Raw genomic sequence first — 18,172 nt, forward strand, 5'->3', positions numbered from 1 at the left:
GCCGCCCGCCGTGTGGCCGGGCGGGTGGCCGGGGCGTCGCCGAGTACGTGCCCGCTGCACGCCTGGGCGGGCGTCCGGGGAGTGGCCGGGCAGGTGTCCTGGGCGATGCGGAATCCTGCGTCGCCGCGCGCGCCGGGTACGCGGCGGAGCACGTCCGGTGTGCGGCCGCGCGCGCCCTGGGCGGGGCCGCACGCGCGTCGGTTGCGGCGGCTGAGCATGTGCCGGGTGCGCGGCGCAGCGGGCGCCGGGTGCGGCGGCTGATCTCGCGTCCGGCGCGTGGCTGGGCGGGGCAACCGGTGTGTCCGTGCCGTCCCCCGATCGTAGGAAGGTGCGGGCGGGAAAACGGTTCGGCGGGGTGGCGGAGTTCTACCGTCCGGTCATGGCCGTGCCTTCCGTGTCCGCCGAGCCCCCGGGGGTCGACGCGTCCGCCCCCACCGTCCTCCCGCAGTCCCGCGGGCCCCTCGACGTACGTTCCCGGATCACCGAGTTGCGGCTCTCGGCCTTCGCCGGGCATCGGCGGGCCGGGTTCCCGCTGGGGCCGGTGACCCTGTTCGCGGGGGCCAGCGGGTCGGGCAAGACGACCGCGCTCACGGCGTTCGAGGCGCTCGCCCGGCTCGGGAGCGGTGCCCCGCTCGCCCACGTGTTCCCGGACCCGGCCGCCTGTGTGCCGCAGTGGGCGCGCCCCGACGCCGAGGGTCGGCGGGGTTTCCGCATCGGGTGCACGGCCGACGGCGCCGGGGGACCGGTCCGGCTCGACGTCGCCGTCCAGGCCGAGCCGCAGCTCAGGATCGTCGGCGAGCGGCTCACCGCGGGCGGGCTCGTCCTGCTGGAGACCGCGCTGCGCGACCCGGGGCGGCGCACCGTCCAGGCCGCCTGGCACACCGCCGGCTCCGCCCCGGTGACCCGCGCCCCGTTGCCGGACGACCGCCTCGGCACCGCGCTGCTGCCGCTGCGCGTGGCCGGCAAGACGGACGGGCAGCGTCAGGTGCTGGCGGCGGCCGAGCAGATGGTCGTCGCGCTGCGTTCCGTGTTCCCCTGCGACCCCCGCCCGGAGTGCATGCGTACGCCGGTCCCCACGGCCTCCGGCCGGCTGCTGCGCGGCTGCGACAACCTCGCCGACGTGCTGTGGCGCACCCGCGCGGAGTGCGGCCGCCGGCACGGCCTGCTGGTCGAGGCGCTGGCCGCGGGCCGCGCCGGTCCGGTGACCGACCTGGTCGCCGAGCCGCTGGCCGACGGCACGGTCCGGGCGGTGCTGTACCGCGGTGACGGCTTCCGCACGGAACTGGCCCGGCTCGGCGACGGCGAGCTGCGCTACCTCGCGCTGACCCTGGTCCTGCTGACCGGGCCGGGCGTGCTGGAGATGGACACCCCGGGCGAGGTGCCGGACGCCCTGCGCACGCTCACCGTCCTCGTCGACGGCCTCGACCGCGCCCTCGATCCGGTCCAGCGCCGGGAACTGCTGCGGACGGCGGCCCGGATGGGCGAGCGCGGCCACATCCGCTGCGTGGGCGCGGTGAGCGACGCCTCCTGGGCCGCGGGGGCCGCGGGCGTCACAGTGGTACACCTGGACGCGTGACGGAACCTCTCGACCTGGCCCGACTCCAGCGCAGGCTCGCCGAGTTCGCGGCCGCGCGGAACTGGCAGCCCTACCACACGCCCAAGAACCTGGTCACCGCCCTCTCGGTGGAGGCCTCCGAACTCGTCGAGATCTTCCAGTGGCTGACGCCGGAGGAGTCGGCCCGCGTGATGGACGACCCGGAGACCGCGCACCGGGTCACGGACGAGGTCGCCGACGTCCTCGCCTACCTCCTGCAGTTCTGCGAGGTCCTCGGCATCGATCCGCTGTCCGCCCTCGCCGCCAAGATCGACCGCAACGAGCGGCGCTTCCCCCTCCCGGGCGACCAGGACGGGCCCAAGCGCGGACAGTAACCGGAATTCTGAACTTCGTTATCACTCTGCGGAGTCGAAACGCCTGTCGAATCCGAATTGTTGTCCACAGATTTCCGCCTACCTCTGGCGTTTCGCCCCACAGACCCTCACTCTGGGTAGTGAACCAGGGAGTTCACAGGCGCACGTGCCACCGAGCACGGCGGACGGACGGGGGCACCGTATGGACGCGGTACGGCTCATCCTCATCAGCAGGCGCGCCCTGGCGGGTGGCGCCGACATGACCGAGCTGATGGCGGAGGTGTGGCAGGCACAGTCCCTGGCCCAGGCGATCGGCAGCCGGCTCGCGGTCTCCGGTCCGCCGGAGCTGCGCGGCGAGGCGCTGGGGCTGACGGAGCTGGCGGGCCGGGGCTGCGGAGTCCTGGACCCTCCCGAACTCGACCCCAAGGATTTGCGTGCCGCCCAGCTCACCGAGCTGGACGACGCCCGCGAGACCCTGCTCTGCCTCGACGGACTGCTCGGCGAGGTCGGCATGGCCCTGGTCGGCATGGCCAGCGCGGCCGCCGACGAGACGACGTACTGGCAGTGCATGGAGGGCATCGACGCGGCCGACGAGTCCCGCGACCGCGTCCTGGAGATGCTGCGCAAGCTCGCGGCGCGCGAGGAGGCGTTACAGGACAACGGCAACAGAAACAGCCCGTCCGGCGTCTGATCCGAGCCGGGCGGACCGCCGTACCGGACCCCCTGCCCGGGCCCGGACGGTCCGCCTCCGAAGGGCCGGCGATCACCACCCGACCGGGTCACCGGCGTCCCGGGCGTGCAGGATGGGTGTATGGACCTTCGAATCTTCACCGAGCCCCAGCAGGGGGCCACCTACGACACCTTGCTCACCGTGGCGAAGGCCACCGAGGACCTCGGCTTCGACGCGTTCTTCCGCTCCGACCACTATCTCCACATGGGCGACGCGGACGGCCTGCCCGGCCCGACGGACGCGTGGATCACGCTGGCGGGCCTGGCCCGCGAGACCAAGCGCATCCGCCTCGGCACCCTGATGACCGCCGGTACCTTCCGCCTGCCCGGCGTGCTCGCCATCCAGGTCGCCCAGGTCGACCAGATGTCCGGCGGCCGGGTCGAACTGGGCCTCGGAGCGGGCTGGTTCGAGGAGGAGCACAAGGCCTACGGCATCCCGTTCCCGAAGGAGAAGTTCGCGCGACTGGAGGAACAGCTCGCGATCGTCACGGGGCTGTGGGCGACCGAGGCCGGAAAGACCTTCGACTTCCACGGCACGTACTACGACCTCACCGGGTCGCCCGCGCTGCCCAAGCCGGCCCAGCGGAAGGTCCCGGTACTCATCGGCGGCCACGGCGCGACCCGTACCCCGCGGCTGGCCGCGCAGTACGCCGACGAGTTCAACATCCCGTTCGCCTCGCTCGAGGACAGCGAGCGGCAGTTCGGCCGGGTGCGTGCCGCCGCCGAGGAGGCCGGCCGCGCCGCCGGTGACCTGACGTACTCCAACGCGCTCGTGGCCTGCGTAGGCAGGGACGACCAGGAGGTCGCCCGGCGCGCCGCCGCGATCGGCCGCGAGGTCGAGGAGCTGAAGGAGAACGGCCTGGCCGGCTCCCCGGCCGAGGTCGTCGACAAGATCGGCCGCTACGCCGGGATCGGCTCGCAGCGGATCTACCTGCAGATGCTGGACCTGGACGACCTGGATCACCTGGAGCTGATCTCCTCCCAGGTGCTGTCGCAGCTGTCGTAACCCCTGTACCGGGCATCTCCCTTCCCGCCCTCAGGGCGGGGAGGGAGCGGCGGCTCGCCGCGCGCCCCGCGGCCCTGCCCGGCCGGCGCCCGGGCTGGAGGTCCCCTCTGCTGCGCCGGCCGCCGTCGCCCTCGGCGTGACGGCGGGACGCAGGCCCCGTCGTCACGCCGGGCGGGGAGACCGTCAGCCTCGCTGGGCGAAGCCGTAGTCGAGGATCTTCGCCGCGTCCTTGAACCGCTCGTCGGCCGTGGTGTCCGCGAGGATGGTGCCCACGACCGTCTTCGCACCCCGGGTCGCGGCGAACACGAGGCAGAACTTCGCCTCCGGCCCCGAGCCGGTCTTCACGCCGATCGCGCCCCGGTAGGAGCCGAGCAGCTTGTTGCTGTTCTTCCACGGCGCCATCGCGTGGGTGCCGCCGCCGGGCCGGTAGGACTTCATGCCGCCGTACTTCGGGGTGCCGACGACCTGCCGGAAGGTTGTGTTCTTCAGCGCGGCCCCGGCCAGCTTCGCCAGGTCACGCGCGGAGGCGTAGTTCTTGCCGTTCGACACCCCGTCGAAGGAATCGAAGTGGGTGTTCTTCAGGCCCAGACCGTGCGCCTCGGCGTTCATCTTCGCGATGAACGACTTGGTGCGCTGTGCCGTCGTCGACCCGGTCCCGTAGGTGTCCGCCAGCGCGTAGGCCGCGTCGCAGCCCGAGGGCAGCAGCAGCCCGTAGAGCAGGTCGTGCACGGTCATGGAGTCGCCGAGGATGAGGTTCGCGCTGGAGTAGCGCTGGGTCTTCGAGACCGGGTCGATGACGTAGTCCGTGTACTCCTTCTTGATCCTCACCTTGTGGTCGAGCTTCACGCCTCGCTGCGAGAGCACGACGAGCGCGGTCATGATCTTCGTCGTGGAACCGGTGCGCAGCCGCCCGTCCGGCGCCTTGCCGAACAACTGCTTGCCGGTGGCCGCGTTCATCGCGTACGCGCCCTGGGCCGACACCTGCGGTGCCGCGGCCTTCGCCGCCGTGGCCCGGGCCGGAGCCGCCGCCTGGGCCGGGGCCGCCGCGAGCACCCCCGCGCCCAGGACCGCGCCGGCCGTCGCCGTGACGACAGCCCGCCTGCCCACCCGGGCTCCTCCGCGGATCGTCATGGTTCCCCCTTCTGTCAGTGATCCGCCACTGGTCTGCCAGTGGTCGTTCGTCAGTGGTCGGCTGACGAGGAATCAGTCCATCAGGCCCGGGACCCCGTCGGCCATGGCGGAGATCACAAGATGTGCCTTCTCTGTGTCCGGATCGTGAGCTTGCCGTGCCGGAACTGTGGGGTCCGCCACAGCGTGCATGATCGGCTCCTGATCGGATGACCGGGTGCGCAAAATCCTCCCTCTCGCTCTCACCGGCCTGCTGGCCCTGACGGCCTGCCAGTTCGCCGGCCAGGACGACGACAAGGCCGGTGAGGCGCACCGCCTCAACACCCTGGCGGCGTTCCCGCTGCACGCCTACCTGCCGGACCCGACCTCGGACGACGGGAAGACCGTCGACAGGGCCCAGTGGATCCTCGCCAAGCGCTGCATGGTCCGACTGGGATTCGCCGGCTTCGCCGTGCTCGACCCCGGTTCCGTCGACTCGACCTACCCGGTCCGGCAGGGCACGCTCGCGGACGGAAGCACCCTCGGATCCGACGACAGCCCCTACGGCGTCGACGATCCCGGGCCGGCGTCGGAACACGGGTACCACAACCGCGCTCCCGAGGACTCCGCGAAGCCGCAGGAGTGGCCAGCCGACCAGTACACCGCCCTCACCGGCAGCTTCCGGTCCGGGGACAGCCATCTCGCGCACGGGAACCGCATCCCCGAGGGCGGTTGCCTGGGGGAGGCGACCCGGAAGATCTACGGCGCACCGCCCAAGGCGGTGAAGGTCAACGGCCTGAAGGTCACCAGTTATTACTCGCTCGCCCTGGAGCTGGGGTACCAGGCGCAGAAGCAGGCCCGGAAGAACCCGGCCTGGAAGAAGACCGAGCACGCCTGGTCGGCCTGCATGAAGAAGAAGGGCTTCCGCTACGCCGACCCGGACGAGGCGGCCACGGACTACGCCTGGTACCGCGACGACAAGCCGTCGGACAAGGAGAAGAAGACCGCGACCGCCGACGCGCAGTGCAAGCTGGACACCGACTACATCCGTACCGCGCACGACATCGAGACCCGTCTGCAGAAGAGCGCCATCGGCAGGCACAAGGCGGAGCTGGACCAGGTGCTCGCCGCGAACGCGCGCGCCGTCGCACACGCCCGGACGGTCGTCGCCACGGCGAAGTGAGCGGGAGCGCCGGACCGGCGAAGCGGGACCCCGGCCGTTAGCGGCCGGGAAGCGGCGAGGAAAACGGAGAAAACCGGTGGTCACGGGGGCGTGCGACCGGAAGACTCGGACGCGTGTTCCTGACGATCTCCACGAGCGGCGACGCCGCCCACCCGGCCACCGACCTCGGGTACCTGCTGCACAAGCACCCCGACAAGGCACAGAAGTTCTCCACGTCCCACGGCACGGCGCACGTCTTCTACCCCGAGGCGGACGACGAGCGCTGCACGGCCGCGCTGCTCCTGGAGATCGATACGGTCGCGCTGGTCCGCAAGGGCAAGGGCAAGGGCCGCGGCGGCGCACCCGACGCGGCGCTCGCCCAGTACGTCAACGACCGCCCCTACGCGGCCTCCTCGCTGCTCGCGGTCGCGCTGAGCCATGTGTTCTCCAGCGCCCTGCGCGGGGTGTGCACCGCCCGCCCCGAGCGGGCCGCCGCCCCGCTGCCGCTGCGCATCGAGGTGCCCGCGCTGCCCGCCCGCGGCGGCACCGGGCTCGTCCGCGCGCTGTTCGAGCCGCTCGGCTGGACCGTGACCGCGGACCCCGTCCCCCTGGACACCGAGTTCCCGCAGTGGGGCGACTCGCGCTACGTCCGGCTCGTCCTTAAGTCGCGGACGCTGACCCTCGCCGAGGCGCTGCGCCATCTGTACGTGCTGCTGCCGGTGCTCGACGACGCCAAGCACTACTGGGTCGCCCCCGACGAGGTCGACAAGCTGCTGCGCGCGGGTGAGGGCTGGCTGCCCGGGCACCCCGAGCAGAAGCTGATCACCAGCCGCTATCTGTCCCGGCGCTGGTCGCTGACCCGGCAGGCGACGGAGCGGCTGGAGCTGGTGCGGCTCGCCGAGGCCGACGACAGCGAGGTCGAGGAGATCGACAACGCGGTCGAGGAGGAGACGGAGACGGAGGAGAGGCCGGCCCCGCTCGCCGTGCAGCGCAGGGACGCGATCGTCGCCGCGCTGCACGCCTGCGGTGCCGCACGCGTCCTCGACCTGGGCTGCGGCCAGGGGCAGTTGGTGCAGGCGCTGCTCAAGGACGTGCGGTTCACCGAGATCGTCGGTGTCGACGTGTCCGTGCGGGCCCTCACCATCGCCTCCCGGCGGCTGAAGCTGGACCGGATGGGAGAGCGGCAGGCGGCCCGGGTGAAGCTGGTCCAGGGTTCGCTCGCCTACACCGACAAGCGGCTGGTGGGCTACGACGCCGCCGTGCTCAGCGAGGTGATCGAGCACCTCGACCTGCCCCGGCTGCCCGCCCTGGAGTACTCCGTGTTCGGGCACGCCCGCCCGCGCACGGTCCTCGTGACCACGCCGAACGTCGAGTACAACGTCCGCTGGGAGACCCTCCCGGCCGGCCATGTCCGGCACGGCGACCACCGCTTCGAGTGGACCCGCGAGGAGTTCCGCGCCTGGGCGGCGACGGTCGCCGCACGGCACGGCTACAACGTGGAGTTCCTGCCCGTCGGCCCCGAGGACCCCGAGGTGGGTCCGCCCACCCAGATGGCGGTCTTCACGCTCACGACCGAGAAGGAGGCGAAGGCGGCATGACCGACACGCGCACGGGACGGGTCCTCCCCGTCACCGACCTCTCCCTCGTCGTCCTCGTCGGCGCCTCCGGCTCCGGCAAGTCCACGTTCGCCCGCCGGCACTTCAAGCCCACCGAGGTGATCTCCTCCGACTTCTGCCGGGGACTGGTCAGCGACGACGAGAACGACCAGAGCGCCACCCGGGACGCCTTCGACGTCCTGCACTACATCGCCGGCAAGCGGCTGGCCGCCGGCCGCCGCACCGTCGTCGACGCCACCAGCGTGCAGCAGGACGCCCGGCGGCAGCTGATCGAACTGGCGAAGAAGTACGACGTGCTGCCCATCGCCATCGTGCTGGACATACCGGAGGAGGTGTGCGCCGAACGCAACGCGGCCCGCACCGACCGCGCCGACATGCCCCGCCGGGTCATCCAGCGGCACATCCGCGAACTGCGCCGCTCCCTGCGGCACCTGGAACGCGAGGGCTTCCGCAAGGTGCACGTGCTGCGCGGCGTGGCGGAGACCGAGCAGGCGACCGTCGTCACCGAGAAGCGGTACAACGACCTGACCCACCTGACCGGCCCCTTCGACATCGTCGGCGACGTCCACGGCTGCTCCGCCGAGCTGGAGGCGCTGCTCGGCGAACTGGGCTACGTCGACGGCGAGCATCCGGCCGGCCGCACCGCCGTCTTCGTCGGTGACCTCGTCGACCGCGGCCCCGACAGCCCGGGCGTGCTGCGCCGCGTGATGTCGATGGTGAAGTCGGGCAACGCCCTGTGCGTGCCCGGCAACCACGAGAACAAGTACGGGCGTCACCTCAAGGGCCGCAACGTCCAGCACACCCACGGGCTCGCCGAGACCATCGCGCAGATGGAGCGGGAGAGCGAGGAGTTCCGGGCCGAGGTCCGGCAGTTCCTCGACGGGCTCGTCAGCCACTACGTCCTCGACGGCGGCAGGCTGGTCGTCTGCCACGCCGGCCTGCCCGAGAAGTACCACGGCCGCACCTCGGGCCGGGTCCGCAGCCACGCCCTGTACGGCGACACCACCGGCGAGACCGACGAGTTCGGACTGCCGGTGCGCTACCCGTGGGCGGAGGACTACCGGGGCCGGGCGGCGGTCGTCTACGGGCACACCCCGGTCCCGGAGGCGAGCTGGCTCAACAACACCATCTGCCTGGACACCGGTGCCGTCTTCGGCGGCAAGCTGACCGCGCTGCGCTGGCCGGAGCGCGAGCTGGTGGACGTGCCCGCCGAGCGGGTCTGGTACGAGCCGGCGAGACCGCTGCGCTCCGAGGCGCCCGGCGGGCAGGACGGACGCCCGCTGGACCTGGCGGACGTGCACGGCCGCAGGGCCGTGGAGACCCGGCACGCCGGCCGGGTGGCGATCCGCGAGGAGAACGCGGCGGCGGCCCTGGAGGTCATGAGCCGCTTCGCGACCGACCCGCGCCTGCTGCCGTATCTGCCGCCGACCATGGCGCCGACGGCGACCTCGCGGGTGGAAGCCCGCGGCGGAGCCGCTGATGGAGACTTTCTGGAGCATCCGGCGGAGGCCTTCGCGCAGTACGCCGCGGACGGGGTGGCGCGGGTCGTGTGCGAGGAGAAGCACATGGGCTCGCGGGCCGTGGCCCTGGTGTGCCGGGACGCGGAGGCGGCCCGCGCGCGGTTCGGCGTGCAAGGCCCCACCGGGTCGCTGTACACCCGTACCGGCCGGCCGTTCTTCGACGACGACCAGGTGACCGAGGAGATCCTCGGCCGGCTGCGCTCGGCGGTCGCGGACGCCGGGCTCTGGGACGAACTGGCCACGGACTGGCTCCTGCTGGACGCCGAGCTGATGCCCTGGTCGCTGAAGGCCTCGGGCCTGCTGCGCAGCCAGTACGCGGCCGTCGGCGCCGCGTCCGGCGCGGTGTTCCCGGGCGCGCTGACCGCGCTGGAGGCCGCCTCGGCCCGGGGCGTCGACGTCACCGGCCTGCTCGGCCGGCAGCGGGAGCGCGCCGCCGACGCCGCCGCGTTCACCGACGCCTACCGCCGCTACTGCTGGACCACGGACGGCCTGGAAGGGGTCCGGCTGGCCCCGTTCCAGATCCTGGCCGTCCAGGGCCGCAGCCTCGCCGCACTGCCGCACGACGGACAACTCGCCCTGATCGACCGGCTGGTGGAGCACGACGGCACCGGACTGCTGCAGACCACCCGGCGGCTGTGCGTCGACACGGGCGACCCCGAGTCCGTGCGCGCCGGCGTCGACTGGTGGCTGGAGATGACCGGCCGGGGCGGCGAGGGCATGGTCGTCAAGCCGGTCGACGCGCTGGTCCGCACCCCGGAGGGCCGGCTGGTGCAGCCCGGCATCAAGTGCCGGGGCCGGGAGTACCTGCGGATCATCTACGGCCCCGAGTACACCCGGCCGGACAACCTTGCGCGGCTGCGGCAGCGGTTCCTGAACCACAAGCGGTCCCTCGCCCTGCGCGAGTACGCCCTCGGCCTGGAGGCGCTGGACCGGCTCGCGGACGGTGAACCGCTGTGGCGGGTGCACGAGGCCGTCTTCGGGGTGCTGGCCCTGGAGTCGGAGCCGGTGGACCCGCGGCTGTAGAAGGGATCCGGCCGCACCGTCACAGAACACCCTTGTGTCCCTCACACCGCTGTCCATATGGTGGACGGCCGTGCGGCACAAGGGTGTTCGCGCGGGTGAGGGGAGCGGTGGGCGTGGAGATCAAGAAGACCGTGGTCCGCGAGGAGCGGCAGGGCACGGAGCGCCGGCCGGCGATCCTGGAGAAGCGGCCGACCCGCTGAGCATGCGCGTTCACCTGGTCACGATGCCGTGGCATCCGCTGGACCTGCCCTCGCTCCAACTCGGCCTGCTGGGCCCGCTGGTGCGACGGGCCTGCCCCGACGCCGAGGTGGCCGAGTTCCACGGCTCCCTGCGCTGGGCGGAGTTCCTGCTGGAGCGCTCGGCGGGCCGGCTGCGGCCCGGCGACTACGTGGCGGTCGGCAGCGACGCGATCTTCCACGGCCTCGGCGACTGGGTCTTCTCCGGCGTCCTGTACGACGACCCCGGCTGGGGGACGGCCCGGCTGCGGGACTACGCGGCCGAGCGGGACGTCCCCGTCGACACCGCCGTCGCCATGCGGCCGTACGCCGCCGCGTTCATCGGCGCGTGCGCCGCGGAGATCCTGGCGGCCGGGCCGGACGTGGTCGGCTTCACCACCACCTTCATGCAGAACGTCTCCTCCCTGGCCCTGGCCCGCGAACTCAAGCGGCTGCGACCGGAGTTGACGGTGGTCTTCGGCGGCAGCAACTGCGACGGCCCGATGGGGCACGCCCTGCACCGCAACCACCCCTTCGTCGACCACGTGGTCCGCGGCGAGGCCGAGTACGCCTTTCCTGCCCTGTTACGGCACCTGGCGGCGGGCACCGACCCGGTGGACGTGCCCGGCCTGTGCCGGTGGGACGGCCCGGTCTCGCGCGCCAACCCCATCGGCCGGCGCACCGTGGCCCCGGCCGACATCCCCTCGCCCGACTACGACCGGTGGCAGGCCGCCCTGGACGCCTCCCCGGTGCGCGAGTACGTCCACCCGAAGCTCGTCGTCGAGGGCGCCCGGGGCTGCTGGTGGGGCGAGAAGCACCACTGCACCTTCTGCGGGCTCAACGGCACCGCGATGGCCTTCCGCGCCAAGCCGGGGGAGCGGCTGTGGGCGGAGATCGAGCGGCTGGTGCGCCGGCACCGGGTCCTGGACGTGGTCACCGTCGACAACATCATCGACATGGCCTACTTCCGCGACCTCTTGCCCCGGGTGGCCGGCAGCGGCTGGGACCTGCGCCTGCACTACGAGGTCAAGTCCAACCTCACGCCCGCCCAGCTCCGGCTGCTCGGTGAGTCCGGCACGGTGCACATCCAGCCCGGCATCGAGAGCCTGGGCAGCCGGGTCCTGGACCTCATGGACAAGGGCGTCACCGGGGCCCGTAACGTCCGCACCCTGCGCGAGTGCGAGAACCACGCGCTGACCTGCTCCTGGAACCTGCTGTACGGGTTCCCCGGGGAGACGGCGCAGGACTACGTCCCCGTCCTCGACCAGCTTCCGGCCCTCGTCCATCTCCAGCCGCCGTCCGGGGCCCACCGCATCCAGCTGGAGCGGTTCAGTCCGCACTTCACCGACCCGGGCCTCGGCTTCGGCAAGCGCCGCCCGGCGCGGATGTACCAGCACGTGTACCAGCTGCCCGAGGACGAACTCGCCGACCTGGTCCACCTGTTCGACACCGAGGAGGCGGGGATCACGGGCCCGGTGGAGCGGCGGCTGCGGGAGGCGGTGGCCGCGTGGCGGGCCGGGCACGCGCACTCCCGGCTGCTGTACGCGCAGGACGGCCCGGACCTGCTGGTGCACGACCGCCGGCACGGCCGCCCGCGCGTCACGCACCGCTTCACCGGGTGGCGGGCCGCGGCCCTGCGCCGCCTGGAGGACGGCCGGACGGTGCCGGCCCTGCACCGGCTGCTGACCGCCGACGGCCACGAGGTGACGGCCGGAGTCCTTCAGGAGTGGGTCCACCAGGCCCTGGCGCTGGGGCTGTTGTTCCGTGACGGGGCCACCTGGGTGTCGCTGCCCACCTGGGGCGAGCCGGTCCGCCTGCCCGAGGGGGCCGCGTGAGCGGGCTGCCCGGGAGCGTGCCGCACCGGCTCACCGGGCGCCGGGTGGAGGTGGCCGAGCCGCTGGACCTCGGCGGGCGGGGGCGCCGGACGGCGGAGGCGGTGCGCTTCCTGCGCGAGTGCCAGGGTCTCGGGCTGAGCGTGGGCTGGCGGGCGGCGGACGGACCGCCGTACGACCCCGCGGTGCTGCACCACCTGCCGCCGCCGGACGAACTCCCGGGCGCGGCGGGCGACCTGTCCCTGTGGCGGGCGCGGTACGCGCACGGGATCCTCTACCACCGGCGCGGTCCCGGCTTCGTGACCGTGATGGACCGCAGGCAGGAGGGCACCGCCGTCCGGCTCACCCTCGACCACCCCGAGCTGCTCGCCGCCTTCCTCCGTCTCCAGGAGCCCACCGCCCTGGACGCGGTCGACCGGGAGGCCGTCGGGCTGCTCACCGCCGAGCGCCTGGTGCTGACCGCCGGGGGCTGGGCGGTCGCCCTGCCCCCGCGCATCCGGCGCTGGCCCGTGCCGTGCACGGCGATCTGAGCGGCCGCCGCGCCGGACCGCCCCGCTTCTCGTCCCACAGACGAAAAAACAGGTACCGGAAACGGTCGAGAAGGGCGTGAAGGCGGTCGGCGACGGCCAGGATGGAGGCATGACCTACCACGTCGACTCGGAAGCCGGGCGGTTGCGCCGTGTGATCCTGCACCGGCCCGACCTGGAGCTCAAAAGGCTCACGCCCAGCAACAAGGACGCCCTGCTCTTCGACGACGTGCTGTGGGTGCGCCGGGCGCGCGCCGAGCACGACGGCTTCGCCGACGTCCTGCGCGACCGCGGCGTCGTCGTGCACCTCTTCGGCGACCTGCTCGCCGAGACCCTGGAACTGCCCAAGGCGCGCACCCTCGTCCTCGACCGGGTCTTCGACGAGAAGGAGTACGGCCCCCTCGCCACCGACCACCTGCGCGCCGCCTTCGAGACCCTGCCCGCGCGGGAGCTGGCGGAGGCGCTGGTGGGCGGCATGACCAAGCGGGAGTTCCTGGAGGCGCACGCGGAGCCGACGTCCGTCCGCTTCCATGTGATGGACCTCGACGACTTCCTGCTCGGGCCCCTGCCGAACCACCTCTTCACGCGCGACACCTCCGCCTGGATCTACGACGGGGTCGCCATCAACGCCATGCGGCTGCCCGCCCGGCAGCGCGAGAGCGTCCACTTCGAGGCGATCTACCGGCACCACCCGCTGTTCCGTGACGAATCGTTCCGCGTCTGGTCCCGGGGGCAGGCCGACCACCCCTCCACCATCGAGGGCGGCGACGTCCTGGTGATCGGCAACGGCGCCGTGCTCGTCGGGATGAGCGAGCGCACCACCCCGCAGGCGGTGGAGATGCTCGCGCACGAGCTGTTCGCGGCCGGCTCGGCGCGCACCATCGTCGCGCTCGACATGCCCAAGCGGCGCGCCTTCATGCACCTCGACACGGTGATGACCATGGTCGACGGCGACACCTTCACCCAGTACGCCGGGCTCGGGATGCTGCGCTCGTACACCATCGAGCCCGGCGTCGGCGAACGGGAGCTGAAGGTCACCGACCATCCGCCGGAGCACATGCACCGCGCGATCGCCGCCGCCCTCGGCCTGGGGGAGATCCGGGTGCTGACCGCCACGCAGGACGTGCACGCCGCCGAGCGCGAGCAGTGGGACGACGGCTGCAACGTGCTCGCCGTCGAGCCCGGGGTGGTGGTCGCCTACGAGCGCAACTCCACCACCAACACCCATCTGCGCAAGCGGGGCATCGAGGTGATCGAGATCCCGGGCAGCGAGCTGGGGCGGGGCAGGGGCGGTCCGCGGTGCATGAGCTGTCCCGTGGAGCGAGACGCCGTATAGCGGTGCTGAATATAAATGTGGAGTGTCGTATAGACTTACAAAGTCCTTTGTAGCCGTACCTCTGGAGCGCCCCCCATGGCGACAGTCCCGACCGCCGCCCTCGCCGGCCGCCACTTCCTCAAGGAGCTGGACTTCAGCGCGGAGGAGCTGCGCGGTCTGGTCGAGCTGGCGGCCGAGCTGAAGGCCGCCAAGAAGGCCGGGACCGAGACGCAGTACCTGCGCGGCCGGAACATCGCGCTGGTCTTCGAGAAGACCTCGACGCGCACCCGGTGCGCGTTCGAGGTCGCCGCCGCCGACCAGGGCGCCTCCACCACGTACCTCGACCCCTCCGGCTCGCAGATCGGGCACAAGGAGTCCGTGCGGGACACCGCCCGCGTCCTCGGCCGGATGTTCGACGGCATCGAGTACCGCGGCGACAGCCAGGCGAAGGTCGAGGAGCTGGCCGCGTACGCCGGCGTACCGGTCTACAACGGCCTCACCGACGACTGGCACCCGACCCAGATGCTCGCCGACGTGCTCACCATGACCGAGCACAGCGCGAGGCCGCCGGCGGAGATCGCCTTCGCCTACCTCGGCGACGCCCGCTTCAACATGGGCAACTCCTACCTGGTCACCGGCGCCCTGCTCGGCATGGACGTGCGGATCGTCGCCCCGAAGTCGTACTGGCCCGCCCAGGAGATCGTCGACCGCGCCCGGGAGCTGGCCGCCTCCAGCGGCGCCCGGATCACGCTCACCGAGGACGTCGCGGAGGGCGTCGCGGGCGCCGGCTTCATCGCCACCGACGTCTGGGTCTCCATGGGCGAGCCCAAGGAGGTCTGGGCCGAGCGGATCGAGGCCCTGGCGCCGTACGCCGTGACCATGGACGTCCTGCGGGCCACCGGCAACCCGGACGTGAAGTTCCTGCACTGCCTGCCGGCCTTCCACGACCTCGGCACCAAGGTGGGACAGGAGATCCACGAGACCTACGGCCTGACCTCGCTCGAGGTCACGGACGAGGTGTTCGAGTCCGCCCACTCGGTCGTCTTCGACGAGGCCGAGAACCGCCTGCACACCATCAAGGCGGTGCTGGTCGCCACACTCGCCCGGTAACCCTGGTCCACGCCCCCGACCAGCCCTTATCCTGGCCGACGGCCCGGAACCACCCACTCCGGCCGTCGCCGCGACCTCACCCCGGTCGCCCGCACCACCAGAAACGAGCACCACCCGCAATGCCCGCTCCCCGCATCAAGTCCCCGCACCTGCTCGTCGCCGAATCCGGCGCCGACCGCGAGGGCCACGGCCTCAAGCGCACGATGGGCCTGTTCCAGCTCATCTGCTTCGGCGTCGGCGCCATCGTCGGCACCGGCATCTTCGTCGGCCTCTCCGACTCCGTCGCCCAGGCCGGTCCGGCCGTCGTCGTCTCCTTCGTGCTCGCCGCGATCACCTGCGTCTTCACCGCCTTCTCCTTCGCGGAGCTGGGCGGCGCGATCCCGGTCTCCGGCTCCTCGTACTCCTTCGCCTACGCCGGCCTCGGCGAGTCCACCGCCTTCCTGGTCGGCTGGTGCCTGCTGCTGGAGTACGGCATCTCCATCTCGGCCGTCGCGGTCGGCTGGAGCCAGTACGTCAACGAGCTGCTGCACAGCCTCACCGGCGTCCAGTTCCCGGCCGTCCTGTCCGCGGGCCCGGGTGACGGCGGGATCGTGAACCTGCCCGCCGTGATCGTCATCGCCATGGCCTCCGTGCTGCTGGTGCGCGGCGTGCGCGAGAGCGCCCGGGCCACGGCCGCCATGGCCGCCGTGAAGCTCGTCATCCTGCTCGCCTTCTGCGCCGTCGGCTACAGCGCCTTCAAGCACGGCAACCTCACCCCGTTCTCCCCGGCCGGTCTCGGCGGCATCGGCGCGGGCACCACGGCCGCGTTCTTCTCCTACATCGGCTTCGACGCGATCACCACGGCCGGCGAGGAGGCCAAGAACCCGCGCCGGGACATCCCGGTCGCGATCATGGTCTGCATGGGCATCGTGACCCTGCTCTACTGCGCGGTCGCGCTCGCCGCGATCGGCGCCATCGGCGGCAAGCAGGTGGCCGGCCGTCCCGCCGCGCTCTCCTACGTCGTCAACGAGGTCACCGGCTCCGGCATCGGCGGCGGGGTCATCGCCTTCGGCGCGGTCGTCGCCATCGCCTCGGTCGTCCTCGCCGTGATGTACGGCCAGACCCGCATCCTGATGTCGATGTCCCGGGACGGCCTGATCCCGCGCGTCTTCGAGAAGGTCTCCCCGAAGACCTCCACGCCGGTGGCCGGCACGCTGATCGTCGCCCTCGTCTTCGCGGTCCCGGCGGCCTTCGCCTCCCTCGACGCCGTGATGAACCTGTGCACCATCGGCACGCTCGCCGTCATGGCCGTCGTCAACATCGTGGTGATCGCCCTGCGCCGCCGCGAGCCGGGGCTCACCCGCAGCTTCCGCGTCCCGCTCTACCCCGTGGTGCCGCTGCTCGGCGTCGGCTTCTGCCTGTACCTGATGTACGAGACCGGCTGGCGGACCTGGATCCAGTTCGCCGTCTTCCTCGTGGTGGGCCTGCTGGTCTACGCCGGCTACGGCCGCCGGCACTCCACGCTGGCCGAGGCGGCCCCCGAGGTCACGCCGAACGCCGCTGACCAGGAATTGCAGGCAGTCTGAACCACACCGCCTTGCCCGACGGGGTGGGGCGGTGACCGCAGGAGGAGCTGAGGGCGCGGATCAGCAGCAGTCCGCGCCCGCCCTCCTGCCAGGGGTCGGGTGCCTCGATCACCGGCCGGGTCAGATGGCCGGGCGGCGCCGGGTCCGGGTCATGGACCTCGACCTGGCAGCCGGTCGGCATCAGCTCCACGACCAGCTCTATCGGGCCGCGCCCCGCGGTGTGCTCCACCGCGTTGGCCACCAGCTCCGCCGTGAGGAGCTCCGCGGTGTCGCTGTCGGCCGTGTGCTCCACCTCGGCGAGGGCCGTCCGCACCAGGGCACGGGCCACGGGCACCGCGGCGGCGGTGTGCGGCAGTGCGATGCGCCAGGAGGCCGGTTCGGTGGGGCGTTCGTACAAGGCGAGTCCGTTCATGGAGCAGGCTGTCCTGCTTTCGACTGTAGGAATGGTACGGGCCCGGCCACCGCGGACCGTCGTCGGGCTTCGCCCGGGACCACCGGCCCCGGTACCGGGCGGCCTACCCGGACGAACGGCCCACCTCGCGCGGGCGAGCCCACTGTTACGGGGCTGTCGACGACCGGTGACGCACGTGACCTGTTTCGGCCGATCGGCGTACGGCTGTCGCGTACCCGTGACGACAGTCACAAATGAGTGATAGCTTCGGTGGGGTAGTGACACGTACGGCACCGCCGCCCTAGGAGGCCGCACGTCATGAGTCCCTTCACCGGCTCCGCCGCCCGTACCACCGACTGGCAGCACCTGCGGGTCCAGCTCGCCGACGGGGTCGCCACCGTCACCCTCGCCCGCCCCGAGAAACTCAACGCGCTCACCTTCGGCGCCTACGCCGACCTGCGCGACCTGCTCGCCGAGCTGTCCCGGGAGCGCGCGGTACGGGCCCTGGTCCTGGCCGGCGAGGGGCGCGGCTTCTGCTCCGGCGGCGACGTCGACGAGATCATCGGCGCCACCCTGGCCATGGACACCGCCCAGCTGCTCGACTTCAACCGGATGACCGGGCAGGTCGTCCGCGCGGTCCGCGAATGCCCCTTCCCGGTGATCGCAGCCGTGCACGGGGTGGCGGCGGGCGCGGGAGCCGTGCTGGCCCTCGCCGCGGACTTCCGGGTGGCGGACCCGTCCGCGCGCTTCGCCTTCCTCTTCACCCGCGTCGGCCTCTCCGGCGGCGACATGGGCGCGGCCTACCTGCTGCCCCGGGTGGTGGGCCTCGGCCACGCCACCCGCCTGCTGATGCTGGGCGAGCCGGTCCGCGCCCCCGAGGCGGAACGCATCGGCCTGATCAGCGAGCTGACCGAGGAGGGCCGCGCCGACGAGGCCGCCCGGCACCTCGCCCGCCGCCTGGCCGACGGCCCCGCCCTGGCCCACGCCCAGACGAAGGCCCTGCTGACGTCCGAGCTGGACATGCCGCTGGCGGCCTCGGTGGAACTGGACGCCTCCACCCAGGCCCTGCTGATGAACGGCGAGGACTACGCGGAGTTCCACGCGGCCTTCACGGAGAAGCGCCCGCCGAAGTGGCGGGGGAGGTGA

General features: G+C 72.5%; 15 protein-coding genes. 13 read left to right on the plus strand and 2 right to left on the minus strand.

Going from position 1 to position 18,172, the window contains the following annotated elements; genetic code table 11:
* The first annotated feature begins 379 nt into the window (after window positions 1–379).
* From AB0N17_RS09210 to AB0N17_RS09225, 4 genes are all read left to right on the plus strand, one after another.
* Complete coding sequence (locus AB0N17_RS09210) at window positions 380–1,576, plus strand: ATP-binding protein (protein ID WP_366010539.1); 1,197 nt, start codon at window positions 380–382, stop codon at window positions 1,574–1,576.
* The gene (locus tag AB0N17_RS09215) at window positions 1,573–1,929 is read left to right on the plus strand and encodes a nucleotide pyrophosphohydrolase (protein ID WP_366010540.1); all 357 of its coding nucleotides are present in this window, start codon (window positions 1,573–1,575) and stop codon (window positions 1,927–1,929) included. Before AB0N17_RS09210 ends, AB0N17_RS09215 begins: the two co-directional genes overlap by 4 nt.
* A 181-nt stretch (window positions 1,930–2,110) precedes the next feature.
* Window positions 2,111–2,599: a DUF6099 family protein gene (locus tag AB0N17_RS09220; protein WP_366010541.1), complete on the plus strand. Its 489-nt coding sequence runs from the start codon at window positions 2,111–2,113 to the stop codon at window positions 2,597–2,599.
* 120 nt (window positions 2,600–2,719) lie between these two features.
* On the plus strand, window positions 2,720–3,643 hold the full coding sequence (locus tag AB0N17_RS09225) for an LLM class F420-dependent oxidoreductase (RefSeq protein WP_366010543.1): 924 nt from the start codon (window positions 2,720–2,722) through the stop codon (window positions 3,641–3,643).
* A gap of 183 nt (window positions 3,644–3,826) precedes the next feature.
* Here AB0N17_RS09225 and AB0N17_RS09230 read toward each other — a convergent pair whose 3' ends face one another.
* A complete protein-coding gene (locus AB0N17_RS09230; RefSeq protein ID WP_366010544.1) occupies window positions 3,827–4,774 on the minus strand; it encodes a D-alanyl-D-alanine carboxypeptidase in 948 nt (315 codons plus the stop codon).
* A gap of 214 nt (window positions 4,775–4,988) precedes the next feature.
* On the opposite strand from AB0N17_RS09230, the gene AB0N17_RS09235 reads away from it, so the two are divergent.
* The 8 genes from AB0N17_RS09235 to AB0N17_RS09270 all read left to right on the plus strand — a co-directional run bounded on the left by AB0N17_RS09235 (window position 4,989) and on the right by AB0N17_RS09270 (window position 16,635).
* Complete coding sequence (locus AB0N17_RS09235) at window positions 4,989–5,933, plus strand: hypothetical protein (RefSeq protein WP_366010545.1); 945 nt, start codon at window positions 4,989–4,991, stop codon at window positions 5,931–5,933.
* Window positions 5,934–6,046: 113 nt separating this feature from the next.
* Complete coding sequence (locus AB0N17_RS09240) at window positions 6,047–7,510, plus strand: 3' terminal RNA ribose 2'-O-methyltransferase Hen1 (protein WP_366010546.1); 1,464 nt, start codon at window positions 6,047–6,049, stop codon at window positions 7,508–7,510.
* A complete protein-coding gene (locus tag AB0N17_RS09245; protein ID WP_366010547.1) occupies window positions 7,507–10,071 on the plus strand; it encodes a polynucleotide kinase-phosphatase in 2,565 nt (854 codons plus the stop codon). The genes AB0N17_RS09240 and AB0N17_RS09245 overlap by 4 nt, the downstream gene beginning before the upstream one ends.
* A gap of 202 nt (window positions 10,072–10,273) precedes the next feature.
* Complete coding sequence (locus AB0N17_RS09250; protein WP_366010548.1) at window positions 10,274–12,121, plus strand: RiPP maturation radical SAM C-methyltransferase; 1,848 nt, start codon at window positions 10,274–10,276, stop codon at window positions 12,119–12,121.
* The gene (locus tag AB0N17_RS09255) at window positions 12,118–12,648 is read left to right on the plus strand and encodes a DUF5825 family protein (RefSeq protein ID WP_366010549.1); all 531 of its coding nucleotides are present in this window, start codon (window positions 12,118–12,120) and stop codon (window positions 12,646–12,648) included. The genes AB0N17_RS09250 and AB0N17_RS09255 overlap by 4 nt, the downstream gene beginning before the upstream one ends.
* A 109-nt stretch (window positions 12,649–12,757) precedes the next feature.
* Entirely contained in the window at window positions 12,758–13,981 is a 1,224-nt protein-coding gene (locus AB0N17_RS09260) for an arginine deiminase (RefSeq protein WP_366010550.1), read from the plus strand.
* A 75-nt stretch (window positions 13,982–14,056) separates the two neighbouring features.
* Complete coding sequence (gene argF / locus AB0N17_RS09265; protein WP_366010551.1) at window positions 14,057–15,070, plus strand: ornithine carbamoyltransferase; 1,014 nt, start codon at window positions 14,057–14,059, stop codon at window positions 15,068–15,070.
* Between the two features lie 119 nt (window positions 15,071–15,189).
* Complete coding sequence (locus AB0N17_RS09270; protein WP_366010552.1) at window positions 15,190–16,635, plus strand: amino acid permease; 1,446 nt, start codon at window positions 15,190–15,192, stop codon at window positions 16,633–16,635.
* On the opposite strand, the gene AB0N17_RS09275 is transcribed toward AB0N17_RS09270, so the two are convergent.
* A complete protein-coding gene (locus AB0N17_RS09275) occupies window positions 16,595–17,047 on the minus strand; it encodes an ATP-binding protein (protein ID WP_366010553.1) in 453 nt (150 codons plus the stop codon). The two genes, AB0N17_RS09270 and AB0N17_RS09275, sit on opposite strands and share 41 nt — an antisense overlap.
* 297 nt (window positions 17,048–17,344) lie before the next feature.
* On the opposite strand from AB0N17_RS09275, the gene AB0N17_RS09280 reads away from it, so the two are divergent.
* Complete coding sequence (locus AB0N17_RS09280) at window positions 17,345–18,172, plus strand: enoyl-CoA hydratase family protein (RefSeq protein WP_366010554.1); 828 nt, start codon at window positions 17,345–17,347, stop codon at window positions 18,170–18,172.

Origin of the sequence: Streptomyces sp. NPDC051133 (assembly GCF_040682635.1) — a bacterium.
GTDB lineage: Bacteria > Actinomycetota > Actinomycetes > Streptomycetales > Streptomycetaceae > Streptomyces.

Coding starts and splice junctions, on each gene's coding strand:
- AB0N17_RS09210 (WP_366010539.1), top strand. CDS start 380: ATGGCCGTGCCTTCCGTGTCCGCCGAGCCCCCGGGGGTCGACGCGTCC.
- AB0N17_RS09220 (WP_366010541.1), top strand. CDS start 2,111: ATGGACGCGGTACGGCTCATCCTCATCAGCAGGCGCGCCCTGGCGGGT.
- AB0N17_RS09225 (WP_366010543.1), top strand. CDS start 2,720: ATGGACCTTCGAATCTTCACCGAGCCCCAGCAGGGGGCCACCTACGAC.
- AB0N17_RS09230 (WP_366010544.1), bottom strand. CDS start 4,774: ATGACGATCCGCGGAGGAGCCCGGGTGGGCAGGCGGGCTGTCGTCACG.
- AB0N17_RS09245 (WP_366010547.1), top strand. CDS start 7,507: ATGACCGACACGCGCACGGGACGGGTCCTCCCCGTCACCGACCTCTCC.
- AB0N17_RS09250 (WP_366010548.1), top strand. CDS start 10,274: ATGCGCGTTCACCTGGTCACGATGCCGTGGCATCCGCTGGACCTGCCC.
- AB0N17_RS09260 (WP_366010550.1), top strand. CDS start 12,758: ATGACCTACCACGTCGACTCGGAAGCCGGGCGGTTGCGCCGTGTGATC.
- argF (WP_366010551.1), top strand. CDS start 14,057: ATGGCGACAGTCCCGACCGCCGCCCTCGCCGGCCGCCACTTCCTCAAG.
- AB0N17_RS09270 (WP_366010552.1), top strand. CDS start 15,190: ATGCCCGCTCCCCGCATCAAGTCCCCGCACCTGCTCGTCGCCGAATCC.
- AB0N17_RS09275 (WP_366010553.1), bottom strand. CDS start 17,047: ATGAACGGACTCGCCTTGTACGAACGCCCCACCGAACCGGCCTCCTGG.
- AB0N17_RS09280 (WP_366010554.1), top strand. CDS start 17,345: ATGAGTCCCTTCACCGGCTCCGCCGCCCGTACCACCGACTGGCAGCAC.